This window comes from Paracoccus sp. R12_2 (assembly GCF_017744015.1).
GTDB lineage: Bacteria > Pseudomonadota > Alphaproteobacteria > Rhodobacterales > Rhodobacteraceae > Paracoccus.
Genome location: NZ_JAGHRA010000012.1, coordinates 80,351 through 93,526 on the forward strand (window position 1 = coordinate 80,351; position 13,176 = coordinate 93,526).

10 protein-coding genes are annotated in these 13,176 nt (G+C 64.7%); 5 read left to right on the forward strand and 5 right to left on the reverse strand.

Going from position 1 to position 13,176, the window contains the following annotated elements:
* Positions 1–16: 16 nt before the first annotated feature.
* On the forward strand, positions 17–1,555 hold the full coding sequence (locus tag J7359_RS14295) for an argininosuccinate lyase (RefSeq protein WP_209057589.1): 1,539 nt from the start codon (positions 17–19) through the stop codon (positions 1,553–1,555).
* A 128-nt stretch (positions 1,556–1,683) separates the two neighbouring features.
* Positions 1,684–5,160, forward strand: a complete 3,477-nt coding sequence (locus J7359_RS14300; RefSeq protein WP_209057590.1) for a VCBS domain-containing protein — start codon at positions 1,684–1,686, stop codon at positions 5,158–5,160.
* A gap of 43 nt (positions 5,161–5,203) precedes the next feature.
* Here the strand turns inward: J7359_RS14300 and J7359_RS14305 are convergent, their stop codons facing one another.
* Positions 5,204–6,862: an NAD+ synthase gene (locus J7359_RS14305; protein WP_209057591.1), complete on the reverse strand. Its 1,659-nt coding sequence runs from the start codon at positions 6,860–6,862 to the stop codon at positions 5,204–5,206.
* Between the two features lie 122 nt (positions 6,863–6,984).
* Here J7359_RS14305 and J7359_RS14310 point away from each other — a divergent pair, with 122 nt between their 5' ends.
* Positions 6,985–8,454 (forward strand): 2-isopropylmalate synthase, encoded by a 1,470-nt coding sequence (locus J7359_RS14310; protein ID WP_209057592.1) that lies wholly within the window; start codon positions 6,985–6,987, stop codon positions 8,452–8,454.
* Positions 8,455–8,577: 123 nt separating this feature from the next.
* Positions 8,578–9,750, forward strand: coding sequence for a GAF domain-containing protein (locus tag J7359_RS14315; RefSeq protein WP_209057593.1), 1,173 nt, complete (start codon positions 8,578–8,580; stop codon positions 9,748–9,750).
* On the opposite strand, the gene pip is transcribed toward J7359_RS14315, so the two are convergent.
* Positions 9,742–10,746 (reverse strand): prolyl aminopeptidase, encoded by a 1,005-nt coding sequence (gene pip, locus J7359_RS14320; RefSeq protein WP_209057595.1) that lies wholly within the window; start codon positions 10,744–10,746, stop codon positions 9,742–9,744. The two genes, J7359_RS14315 and pip, sit on opposite strands and share 9 nt — an antisense overlap.
* Before the next feature lie 48 nt (positions 10,747–10,794).
* On the opposite strand from pip, the gene ubiG reads away from it, so the two are divergent.
* Positions 10,795–11,529 carry a bifunctional 2-polyprenyl-6-hydroxyphenol methylase/3-demethylubiquinol 3-O-methyltransferase UbiG gene (gene ubiG / locus J7359_RS14325; protein ID WP_247740413.1) on the forward strand — a complete coding sequence of 245 codons (735 nt, stop codon included), beginning with the start codon at positions 10,795–10,797 and terminating at the stop codon, positions 11,527–11,529.
* A gap of 10 nt (positions 11,530–11,539) precedes the next feature.
* Here the strand turns inward: ubiG and J7359_RS14330 are convergent, their stop codons facing one another.
* The 3 genes from J7359_RS14330 to grxC are packed head-to-tail and all read right to left on the reverse strand — an operon-like array spanning position 11,540 to position 13,154.
* Positions 11,540–12,013, reverse strand: a complete 474-nt coding sequence (locus J7359_RS14330; protein ID WP_209057599.1) for a MarR family transcriptional regulator — start codon at positions 12,011–12,013, stop codon at positions 11,540–11,542.
* A gap of 14 nt (positions 12,014–12,027) precedes the next feature.
* Complete coding sequence (locus J7359_RS14335) at positions 12,028–12,882, reverse strand: carbon-nitrogen hydrolase family protein (protein ID WP_247740414.1); 855 nt, start codon at positions 12,880–12,882, stop codon at positions 12,028–12,030.
* Positions 12,879–13,154: a glutaredoxin 3 gene (gene grxC / locus J7359_RS14340; RefSeq protein ID WP_209057649.1), complete on the reverse strand. Its 276-nt coding sequence runs from the start codon at positions 13,152–13,154 to the stop codon at positions 12,879–12,881. Before grxC ends, J7359_RS14335 begins: the two co-directional genes overlap by 4 nt.
* Positions 13,155–13,176: the final 22 nt, after the last annotated feature.

The window sequence follows — 13,176 nt, forward strand, 5'->3', positions numbered from 1 at the left end:
TGAGGGAGGAGAAACGATGAAACGCCATAGTGAGACGGCATCAGCTTTCCGCGAAGGCATGACAGGTGTTCTGCTGGCCGGTGCATTCGCCTGCCTGCCCGGCATCGTGACCGCGCAAACCCAGCAGGCGGCCGAACGCGACGAATTCTTCTGGCTGGGCGAGATCAACAAGGCCAGCATCGTGATCAACAGCGAAGAAGGCTTGCTGGACACTGAACTGGCGCCCGAGATCGGCAAGGCGCTGGAAACGGTCATCGCGAACGGCAACGCACCTGATGCCGAACGTCCGGGCACCGTCATCACCTTCGAGCCGTTGCTGATCGAACAGGGCGGGGTCGAGGTGACGCTGATCCATGCCGGTCGTTCCAGCCAGGACATGCACGCCACCTACCGCGCCGCGATGCTGCGGGACGGGATGCTGACTCTTGCCCAGCAACTGAACACCACTGCCACGACACTGGTCGATCTGGCCGCCCAGCATGTCGATACCATCGTGCCGAACTATACCAACGGTGTCGCGGCCCAACCCAACAGCTACGCCCACTATCTGCTGGGTCATGCCGCCGGTCTGGATCGCGATGCACAGCGTATCCGCGAGGCCTTTGAAAGGATCGACCGTTCGGCCATGGGCACCACGGTCCTGAACGGCACAAGCTGGCCGCTGAACAGGCAGCGGATGGCAGATTATCTGGGCTTTGCCGGGGTGGTCGACAACGCCTATGACGCGTCTCAGATTTCCTCGATGGATCAGCCGGCCGAAGTCGGCCAGATCGTCACTTCGATCGCACTGCATACGGGCAATTTCGTCGAGGACGTGATGACCCAATATGCCCAAAGCCGGCCGTGGATCCTGCTGGAGGAAGGGGGCGACAACACCTATGTCTCGTCCGCCATGCCCCAGAAACGCAATCCGGGGATCCTGAATTCGGCGCGCAGCGATGCGTCGCAGGCAATCGCGCTGGCGCTTGGTCCGGTCTGGCAGACCCACAACATCACGCCGGGGATGAGCGATCCGAAAGACACCGACGAGAACGCCGCCATCATCGACGCGGGTATCGGCGCCCTGTCGCGGCTGGACCGCGTCCTGAAGGCGCTGCGGGTCAACCCCGAACGGGCGCTGGAGGAGCTGAACAGCGACTGGACCGCATCGCAAGAGGTTGCCGATATCCTGATGCGCGATCATGGCCTGCCGTTCCGCGAAGGCCATCACGTCGCCTCCGAGATCGTCGGGTATGCCCGCGCGCAAGGGATCGGACCCTTGGATTTTCCCTATGCCGAGGCGCAGCGGATCTATGCCGAAACCGTCGAGGGCACGGATTTTCCGCAGGAATTGCCGATGTCCGAAGATCAGTTCCGCGCCGCCCTTGATCCGGTGGCCATCGTGCGGAACCGCGCGACCTCGGGCGGCCCGCAACCCGCCGAGGTCGAACGGATGTTGACCCAGGCGCGCGACCGCATTGCATCGCAGGATCAGTGGATCACCGAGAAACGTGACCATATCCAGAAATCGCTGGCCAGCCTGAACGACGATTTCAGCGCCCTGCTGACCAGGTGATCCGGCGCGGGGCGCCCCACGATCAGGGTGCCCCGCAATCCGAACGACGCCCGACGACCCCGTTCATCAACGCAGCAAGCTGGATCAGCCGCCCGCGGCACCAGCGTGACTGACCATGGGAGGAAGCCATGCCCGATAACTCCATCCAGATCGACACGTCCACGTCCATCCTGTTTGTTGGAAACAGCTTTACCTTCGGGCGGGTCGATCCCGTCATGAGCTACAACACCGCGAATGTCACCGACATGACCGCCCCCGTGCCGGGAACCTCGTTCGAGGATGCGACCGGCGGCAATGTCTTCGAGCCGCATCCCTGGGGCGGCGTTCCGGGCATCTTCGAGGTGTTCACCGATCAGGTCGGGCTTGACTATGACGTGTCGCTGTCCACGCGCAACGCGGCTTCTTTGCAGGGGCATTATCTGAACAGCAATCCGGCCGGGTGGGACATGCTGGGCAATGTCGCCAGCCAATCCTGGGATACGCTGGTGCTGCAGGACAACAGTTCACGCGCGTTGCCCTCGGGCAGCGGCACGATCACCTTCGCGCCGGGCGAGACGACGGTGCGGCTGGTGGTCGCCCCGACTTCGGATGCCAAGCTGGAAGCCGATGAAACCCTGATCCTGCAGTTGAATGATGGCGACGGTTATCGCGTGGGCACGACCGGCGAGGTCATCGGAACGATCCTTGACGACGATGTGTCGCTGCCGGTCATGGACCCGGATCTGCCGACGGTCACGCTGATCGCATCGCCCTCGGCGGTGACCGAGGACGGCGAGGCAAACCTTGCCTACACCTTCACGCGCAACGGGCCGCTGGATCAGCCGCTGGTCATCGACTTTCTGGCCGAACGCGACGGCAGCACCGCCCCCTCGGTCAACACCTCGACCGGCGATTTCGAGAGTTTCGTCAGTCAGTTCAGGACCAGCTTCAGCAGCGATGGGGTGCAGACGCAGGGCAATCTCAGCTTCAACGCGGGCGGCGGATCGGTCATCATCCCGGCCGGCGCAAGTTCGGTCACCTTTACGCTTAACCCCCGCCCGGATACCCAGATCGAGGCAGATGAATCGATCCGCCTCAGCCTGGCCGACAGCGACGGCTATAACGTCGGCACGCTTGGTCCGGTCACCGCGACGATCCTGAACGACGATCTTGACCCCGAGACGGATCCATCCCTGCCCAATATCACCATGAACCTTGCCTCGGCGACGGTCTATGAGGATGGCGACGGTAATCTGGTCTACGAATTTCACCGCAGTGGCGCGGCGTCAGATGCCCTGACGGTCGGTTTCGAGGTCAGCGGAACTGCGACGCTGCCGTCCGGGGATTTCACCGTGACCGGCGCCGACAGTTTCGAAACCGCGGGGGCCGAGAACCCGAACCTGGCGTCGTTCAACACCTACGCGGTCAAGCTGGCCGAATACGCGACGACGGGCGCGGCGGATGGCGAGATTGCCGCGAACGCCAACGCGAACCTCGCCACGCAGGTCTATCTTTATGAAACCTGGGCGCGACCCGATCTGGTCCTTGGTGCGCTTGAGCGATCGACGGACGAGGAAACCGGCGAGGTGACCACTTTCGAGGTCTCGGCCCCGGAATATTACCTGTCGCTCGAGGACATGACAGACGATCTGCGCGACGCCTATCGCGGTCTGGCCGAGGCCAATCCGATCTTCAGGGACGTGGCGCCGGTGGGCGAGGCTTTCCTGTTGGCGGTTCAGCAGGGCGTTGCGACGCGCGACCCCTATGCGCCGGATGCGGGCAGCGACGGCAAGGTTGATCTGTGGTGGGACGATAATCTGCATGCCAGCAAATACGGATCCTATCTCAGCAGCCTGACCCTGTTCGGCACGATCACCGGCGTCGATCCGCGCGCGCTTGGGGCGCAGGAACGTGCGGCGGCGGATCTGGGCATCACGGCATCCGAAGCCGCCGCCCTGCAGGATGTCGCGGCGGCGACCCTTGGCTTTTCGCTGGACGCGCATTGGACCGCACCGGGGCAGGTGACCGAGTTGCGGGGCGACGCGGGGGTGCTGGCCACGGCAGGGGCGTTCGGCTTTGCGGATAACGATTTAGAAGCGACGCATTCGGTCACGGCCAGCGCGCTGACGACCGATGCGCTTGGGGGGCTGGACGTCACCTTGCACGCCGACACGACGGGCGATGGCACGGGCGGCGCGGTCAACTGGACCTATACGGTGGACAGCCGCGCCGTCGATTTCCTTGCGCCGGGCGAAACGCGGATCGAGCGTTTCCTGGTCACCATCACCGACGATCATGGCGGCGTCGCCACGCAAGAGGTAGATGTGGTGATCACCGGCAGCGATGACGACGCGCCGATCATCACATCGGGTGACGGCGCTGCCAGCCTGTCCCTGCAGATGGCCGAGAATACACAGGCGGTGACGACCATCACGGCCTTCGACCCCGAGGGCGCCTTGCCAAGCTATGCGATTGCCGGTGGCGCCGACGCGGCGGCGTTTTCCATCGACGCCAAGACCGGAGAGCTTCGTTTCAACACGGCCCCGAATTACGAAGCGCCGACCGATTCCGATCAGGACAACATCTATGACGTGATCGTTCAGGCCAGCGATGGGGCAGGCACGGCCCGCCAGTCGATCAGCGTGACGATCAATGATGTCGATGACCCGGCCTCGATTGGCGGAGACGCAGCCGGGCGGGTGACCGAGGACGGCCAGACGACCACGGGCGGCCTGCTGACGATCGCGGACGAGGATCAGGGGCAGGCCGGGTTTCAAACGCCGCCAGCCCTGTCCGGCGACTATGGCCGGTTCACCTTCGACCCCACAAGCGGAGCGTGGAGCTATGATCTGGATAACGACGCCGATGCGGTTCAGATGCTGGGCGATGGCGATGTTCTTCAGGACAGCCTGACCGTGACGTCGCTGGATGGCAGTGCGTCGCAGGTCATATCTGTCCGGATCGACGGCACCAGCGAACAGATCGTGGGCAAGCCGGGCCAGTTCCTGCTGAAAGGCACCGACGGTGCCGACATCATCACCGTCGCGCGCACCAATCTGCTTGTGCAGGCTGGCGATGGTGATGACGTGATCCGCTTCGCGGCGGGCAGCAAATTTTCGTTCCATGCGCTGGACGGCGATGCGGGACAGGATACGCTGGATCTGTCGGACCTGACGGCGGACAGTTCCGTCAACCTCAGGTCAGGGATCATGCTGGGCAAACAGATCGGACTTGGCACGCTCAAATCGATCGAGAACGTGGTCGGCGGCCAAGGCGACGACGTGATCCGCGGTGATGGCGGTGACAACAGCCTGCGTGGCGGACTGGGTGCCGATACGATCCGCGGCGGCGCGGGCGACGACCTGATCCATGGACAGGGCGATGGCGACGTCCTGTTCGGCGGAAAGGGTGCTGATCAGTTCGTCTTTGTGGACGAAATCTCTGATGGGCGGACCAGCGTGCTGAAAATCCGCGACCATGACGACCTGGACAGGATCGATATCGGAGACGCCGAGATCACATCGGTCGCGATTCATGGCAGAACGCTGCAACTGACCGTGGGCGACGATGCGGATCTGATCGTCATTCACGGCGTCAAGGATTTCGACGACCTGCAGTTCGTCTGATCGGGCCCGCGGCGCGACCCGATCCCTGGCCGCGCCGCGGAAGCTACAATTCGTCCCGCCAGCGATTGACCAGCGGATAGCGGCGATCCAGCCAGAACGCCCTGGTGGAAATGCGCGGTCCGGGGGCGGCCTGATAGCGTTTCCATTCGCTGATATACAGCAGCTTTTCGACCTGTTTCACGGTTCCGGCGTCGAAGCCCTGGGCAACCAGATCCTTCAGCGCCAGGTCCTTTTCGACCAGCCCTTCCAGGATCGCATCCAGGACCTCGTAGGGGGGCAGCGAATCCTCGTCCTTCTGGTCGGGACGCAGCTCGGCCGAGGGGGGCTTGCGGATGATCTGCGGCGGGATCACCTCGCCCTTGGGACCCATCATCCAGTCGCGGTGATTGGCGTTTCGCCAGCGGCTGGTTTCGAACACCCGTGTCTTGTACAGATCCTTGATCGGGTTATAGCCGCCCGCCATGTCGCCATAGATCGTGGCATAGCCCACCGCGACCTCGGATTTGTTGCCGGTGGTCAGCAGCATTTCGTTGAACTTGTTCGACAGCGCCATCAGCATCACGCCGCGCAGGCGCGACTGGATGTTCTCTTCGGTCGTGTCGGGTTGGGTGCCCTCCATCAGATGCGCCAGCGCATCGGCCACGGCGTCGCGCGCACCTTCGATATGGACGGTGTCCAGACGTGTGCCAAGTCGCGTGGCGCAATCGGCGGCGTCGTCCAGACTGCCCTGAGAAGTGTATTTCGACGGCAGCATGACGCAGCGCACGTTGTCCGGCCCGATCGCGTCGGCGGCGATGGTTGCGACCAGCGCGGAATCGATGCCGCCCGACAGACCCAGAACGACCTTGCTGAAGCCCGACTTGCGCAGGTATTCCCGCAAGCCCAGCATCATCGCGTGGTAATCCTGTTCCCAGGCATCGGGCTGGGTGGCCATCAGGCCGGGCTGCGCCTGCCAGCCCTCGGCGCTGCGGATGAAATCGACATGCGCGATCGCTTCCTCGAAGGGCGGAAGCTGGACCACCTTCCTGCCGCCGGGGTTCAGCACGAAGCTGGCGCCGTCGTAAAGCTGATCGTCCTGCCCGCCCACCATGTTCACATAGACCAGCGGCAGGCCGGTCTCGACCACGCGCCCCACCATGTGACCCATGCGCAGATCCAGTTTTTCGCGGTGATAGGGGCTGCCATTCGGCACCACCAGGATCTCGGCCCCGGTTTCGGCCAGTGTCTCGGCCACATCGGGATACCAGCTGTCCTCGCAGATCGGGCTGCCGATCCGGGCATCGCCGACGACATAGGGTCCGCTGATCGGGCCGCTGTCGAACAGGCGCAATTCGTCGAACAACTGCTTGTAGGGCAGGTGATGCTTCAGGACGCGGGCCACCAGCTTGCCGTTCCTGAAGACGAAATAGGCGTTATACAGCTTGTCCCCATCGCGCCAAGGACCGCCGATACCGATTGCGGGGCCGTCCACACAGGCCTCGCCCACCGCCATGACGGCGGCCATCGCCTGCTGGGTGAAGGCCGGCTTCAGCACCAGATCCTGCGTCTGATAGCCGGTGATGAACATTTCCGGCAGCGCCAGCATGTCGGCGCCGGCCTGACGCGCGGTCTGCCACGCCTCGCGTGCCTTGCGGGCATTGCCAGACAGGTCGCCGACGGTGGCGTTCAGCTGCCCGATGGTCAGGCGGAAACGGTCGGTCATGGCAGGGCCCCCTGTGTTTTCGCATCCGTGATAGGGGATCATTCCTGAAAGGAAAAGTCGGGCTTTGCGCGTGACGTCCGGTTGCGATAGACCATGAGGCAAAAGACGAAGGGTGCGGGTTGATGAAGGCAGCATTTCGGGCAGGTTTGGCGGCGCTGGCCATATTCGCGACCACGACTGTGGCCGATGCGCAGGTCATCACCAAGAAATACGACGATGGCGGCGTCTATGAAGGCACGTTCCGCAATGGCCGCCAGCACGGTCAGGGCAGCTATACCCTGCCCAATGGCTATCGCTACGAGGGCGACTGGGTCGATGGTCAGATCATGGGGCAGGGCACCGCGACCTTCCCGAACGGATCGGTCTATGTCGGCCAGTTCGCCGGCGGCAAGCCCGACGGCAAGGGCAAGATCACCTATGGCGATGGCGGCACCTATGAAGGCGACTGGATCGGCGGCGAGATCACCGGCGAGGGCGAGGCGCAGTATGCCAATGGCAGCGTCTACAAGGGGCAGTTCATCAAGGGCCTGCACCAGGGTAAGGGCGTGTTGACCCAGCCGAACGGCTACAAATACGAAGGCGACTGGAATGCCGGGGTCAAGGAAGGCCAGGGCCGGATTACCTATCCCGACGGGTCGATCTATGAAGGCGGCATGCTGGCCGGCCAGCGTGCCGGGCGCGGCAAGCTGACCATGGCCGACGGCATGACCTATGACGGCATCTGGTCGGCGGGCCAGATGTCGGGCACCGGCGTTCTGGTTCAGGCGTCGGGCGACCGCTACGAGGGCCGGATGGTGGCGGGCAAGCGCGAGGGGCAGGGCATCGCGACCTATGCCAACGGCGATGTCTATGACGGCCAGTTCAGTGCCGACCGTCGCCATGGCACCGGCACCTTCACCGGCACCGATGGTTATGTCTATACCGGCGACTGGGTCGAGGGCCGGATGGAGGGCAGCGGCCGGATCACCTATCCCGACGGTTCGGTCTATGTCGGTCAGATGAAGGACGACCGGCCCGACGGCACGGGCAAGATCACCTATCCCGACGGATCGACCTATGAGGGCCAGTGGAACGCAGGCGTGATCGAGGGCGAGGGCAAGGCCACCTATGCCAATGGCATGGTCTATGAAGGCAGTTTCCGGAACGCCCGCAATGACGGTCAGGGCCGGATGTCCTATCCCGACGGTTACGTCTATACCGGGGCATGGAAAGATGGCCAGCGGCATGGCGACGGCCAGGCGACCTATCCGGATGGCACCGTCTATACCGGCAGCTTCGCGAACGGTCTCAGGGCGGGGCAGGGCAAGCTGACCACCCCCGACGGCTTCGTGTACGAGGGCGGCTGGAAGGATGGCGAGATCGACGGAGACGGGGTCGCCACCTATGCCAATGGCGACCGCTATGAAGGGAACTTCGTTGCGGGCAAGCGGCAGGGCCAGGGCGTGATGCGCTATGCGACGGGGCAGGTCGCCTCGGGCGAATGGCAGGACAACCGTCTGATCGAGGCTGACGACGCTGCGGCGGAAACCCCGCCCGCCGCACTGCAGCAGGGTCAGGCCCCCGACCTGCCCGCCGAGGGCGGCGGCAACTGACAGCCTGCCGACATCGCCCCGACGCAGCGGACATTCGCATTCGGTGCGGGTGCGGCGCCGCCCGGCTTGCGTTGCCCCGCGAAACTGATCTAGCCTGATGCGCTTGCAACAAGGACGCCGGAATTGAGCCTGCCTGACACCCCCCTCGACACCGCGCCGGACGATCATCACGGCAGGCTTTCGGACCCGGCGCGGCTGGCGTCGCTGAAGGCGTCCGACCTGATGGACAGCCTGCCCGAGGAGACGTTCGACCGGGTGATCCGGCTGGCGTCACGCCTGACCGGAGCGCCTGTTGGGCTTTTCTCTCTGGTCGATGAGACGCGGCAGTTCTTCAAGGCGCAGGCGGGCCTGCCCGACGATGTGGCCGAAACCCGCCAGACCCCGCTCAGCCATTCGCTGTGCCAGTATGTCGTCAGCCGCGATGCGCCTCTGGTCGTGTCGGATGCGGTGCAAAGCCCGCTGCTGCGCGACAACGGTGCTGTGCGCGACCTGAAGGTCAGCGCCTATCTGGGCGTGCCGATCCATGCGCCCGACGGCCAGGCTATCGGTTCGCTGTGCGCCATCGACACCTCGTCCCGGGATTGGTCCGAGGATCAGATCGATTCGATGCACAGCCTTGCCGCGATGGTCGAAAGCGAACTTGCGCTGCGACATGCCGCGGCCGCGCGGCAGTTGCTGCTGTCCGAGATGAACCATCGCGTGAAAAATCTTTTCACCGTGGTATCGGCCATCGTCCGCATCAGCCGGCGCGCGCACGAAGATGACGCGGATGCGCTGGCGGCCGAGATCGAACAGCGCCTTCAGGCGTTATCGGCGGCGCACGGGCTGATCGCGCCGAGCGTGGCGTCTGACATGGTGTCGGCCGACAGTGTGCCGCTGGACCGGCTGATCGAAACCCTGACCGCGCCCTATCAGCGGCCGGGCCTGTCACTGGATGTTCAAGGACCGCAGATCGATCTGGGGCCACGCGCCGCCGCGACACTGGCGCTGGTCTTTCACGAGATGATCACGAATGCCGCGAAATACGGTGCGCTGCGCGACGGCGGCGGGCGGCTGGCGATCGGATGGCGGCTGGGGGGTAATGCGCTGCAACTGGACTGGTCGGAAACGTCGACCGATCCGGACATGGCGGGTGGCGATGCCGAAATATCGACCGATCCGTCCGCGCCGGGTTTCGGATCGCAGCTGATCGATCTTCTGGTGGCAGGGCCTCTTGAAGGGCAGATCACCGGCGGCGGTGCGGCCTCGGGGCTTGTGCGCAAATTCAGCCTGCCGCTGGCCTCGCTGTCACGCTGATCCGGCGTTGGCCGAACCGTCGCGCAGATCGTCGTCGCGGATCGTGTCCATGACCCGGACCAGTTCCGACGAGATGCGCGGTTCGGACAGGGCGTGACCCGACGCGGGGATGATCCGCAATTCGCAGCCCGGCCAGCCCTCGGCCAACTCATGCGCGGTTCCGGGCGGACACACCATGTCATACCGGCCCTGAACGATCACCGCAGGCAAATGTTCGATCCGGTGGCGGTCACGCAGAAGCTGACCTTCCTCCAGAAAGCACTGGTTGCTGAAATAATGATTCTCTAGCCGGGCGAAGGCGCGGGCATATTCGGCGGGCGCGTGGCTGACCGGTGCCGATTGCAGGCCCGCCAGCGCGTTTTCCCACATCAGCCACGGCAGCGCATAGCGACCCTGCCGTCCCGCATCGTCGGAGAACAGGCGGCGATGATATGCGCCGATCATGTCGTGGCGTTCCGCCTCGGGGATGGGGTCCTGAAACCGCGCCCACAGATCGGGAAAGAACCGCGCCGCGCCGCCGCCATAGAACCAGTCCAGTTCGCGTTGCCGACCAAGAAAGACCCCCCGCAGCACCAGCCCGGTGACATGGTCGGGATGCGCCTCGGCATAAGCCAGCGCCAGCGTTGCGCCCCAGCTGCCGCCGAACAGCAGCCAGGCCGGGATGTCCAGATCGGCGCGGATGCGTTCGATATCGGCGACCAGATGCTGCGTCGTGTTCGCCTCGACCGATGCGGTGGGGCGCGACCGGCCACAGCCGCGCTGGTCGAACAGCACGATCCGGAAATGGGCCGGATCGAAGAACCTGCGCATGAACGGGCTGCATCCGCCACCAGGCCCGCCATGCAGCACAAGCACCGGCCGTCCCTCCGGATTGCCGCATTGCTCGACATACAGGCGATGTCCGTCGCCCACATTCAGGATGCGGCGGTCGAAGGGATCGTCCGCCGGGTGCAGGCGGCCATGTGTCGCGGAGATTTGCCCTGCCATTCGGTCCATCCGGCCAGTATAGACAGAACCGACAGCGCCTGCCAGAAGGACCGAAGCATGACCAGCATCGACCCCGACGAAATCGCCAAGTTCGAGGCGATGGCCGCAGACTGGTGGGATCCGAAGGGCAAGTTCAGGCCGTTGCACCTGATGAACCCGGTGCGCCTGGATTACATTGCCACCCAGATCGCGGCCGAGTTTGGCCGCGATCGCAAGGGCGCCCGGCCATTCGACGGGCTGCGTATCCTGGATATCGGCTGCGGCGGCGGCCTTGTCGCGGAACCCATGGCGCGTCTGGGCGCCGATGTCGTGGGGGCGGACGCCGCCCAGGGCAATATCGCAGTCGCCGGGCTTCACGCCGATCAGCAGGATCTGGCGATCGACTATCGCGCAACGACCGCCGAGGCGCTGGCAGATGCGGGCGAGCGGTTCGATGTGCTTCTGGCGCTTGAGATCGTGGAACATGTCGCCGATCCGGCGGCCTTCATCGCCACCTGCCGCGATCTGCTGCGTCCCGGCGGACTGGTCATCATGTCCACGCTGAACCGCACCGCGAAAAGCTTCGGCGCGGCGATCATCGGGGCCGAATGGATCATGCGCTGGCTGCCCAGGGGCACGCATGACTGGGCACGCTTCATCAAGCCGGACGAACTGGCCGCGATGGCCGAGACGGCAGGCTGCAACGTCGTGGATCGGCGCGGCATGGTCTTCAACCCGATCGGTTTCGGGTGGCACCTGTCGGACCGCGATCTGTCGGTGAACTATATCCTGACGGCGCGGCGGCAGGTCTGACCGGCCGCCCTCAGTCCGGCCCGCCTTCAAGCCGGATGCGCAGTTCCCGCAGCACCGGCAGCGCGCCGCGCACCCGATCCGCCCCGATATCGCGCACAACTTCGGCAATCAGCGGCATGAACGCGGCGATCGCCGCATCCCGCGCCGCGCGGCCCGCAGGGCTGATCGACACGAACTTCCGCCGCGCGTCGTCCCAATCCGGGCGGATATGAACATGCCCGGCCCATTCCAGCCGCGACAGCGTGTTGGTCATCGCGCCGCGCGTGACGTGGAACGCCTCGGCCAACTGGGCGGGGGTACGCTCCTCGTTCACATGCGCCAGCAGGTTCAGCACCGAGAAATGCGAGATCTGCATGCCGCGCGGCAGCGCCTTGCTGATCAGGTTGCGTGACAGCTGATCGGCAATCAGCACCTCGGCGAACAGGCTTGCGGCCAGCCGGTCGGTCGATTGCGGTTTCTCGATGTCTGTCACGGGCTTGTTCATCGTCTGGGCAAGTCTCACGGGCCGTCGAATGGCCTGTCATGGGTCAGCGAGGGAATGCGCGACCGTGCCCTGTCAACTGCCCCAAGGTCAAGCTCGACCATGGTCAGACCTTGCGTCACGCCCCCGTCAGCCAGCACCTTGCCCCACGGATCGACGGCAAGGCTGTGCCCGTGGCTGCGGCGCGGCACCCGATCGGGGCTGTGCGGCGCGTCATGCGTGCCGCATTGCGCGGGGGCCAGCACGAAGCAGCCGGTCTCGATGGCGCGCGCGCGCATCAGCACCTCCCAATGCGCGGCGCCGGTTGTCGGGCTGAATGCCGAGGGCACCGTCAGGATCCGCGCACCGGCTTGCGCCAGCTTGCGGTAAAGATGCGGGAACCGCAGATCATAGCAGATGGTCAACCCCACCGGCACGCCTGCCGCCTTGGTCACCACCGCCCGATCGCCGGGGCGATAGGCGGCGCTTTCGCGATATTGCTCGGTCTCGGAAATCGTCACATCGAACATGTGCAGCTTGTCATAGCTGGCCGCGACGTCGCCTTCGGGATCGATCAGGATGCTGCGATTGACGAAACGGTCGCCATCGTCGGATTTCAGCGCCAGCGATCCGATCAGCAGCCAGATCCCGGCCGCGCGCGCCTCGGATCGCAATGCCGACAGGGTCGGATCCTTGGCCTGTACATGCAGCACCGCATCCTGGCGCTTGCGATCCGGCGACAGGATATTCGTAGCCTCGGGCGTCAGCACCAGCTGTGCACCCTCGGCAGCCGCCTGCCGGATCAGCGGAATGGTCTGCGACAGATTCGCGATCGGATCGTCGCTGACATTCAGCTGGACCAGGCCGACCTTCAACGTGTCGCCCCCGGTCATGCCGCTTTGCCCTGCAGCAGCGGGTCCAGCTTGCCGGCGCGTTCCAGAGCGTGCAATTCGTCGCTGCCGCCGACATGGGTTTCGCCGATGAAGATCTGCGGCACCGTGCGCTTGCCGTGGGCGCGCTGCATCATCTCGGCCCGGCGTTCGGGTTCGGCGCCGACATCGATCTCGGCATAGCTGACATTCTTGCGATCCAGCAACGCCTTGGCGGCGATGCAGAACGGGCAGGTGCGGGTGGCGTAGATTTCGACTGTAGGTTTCTGGGTCATGGCGTTCCGGTCATCAGGTTCC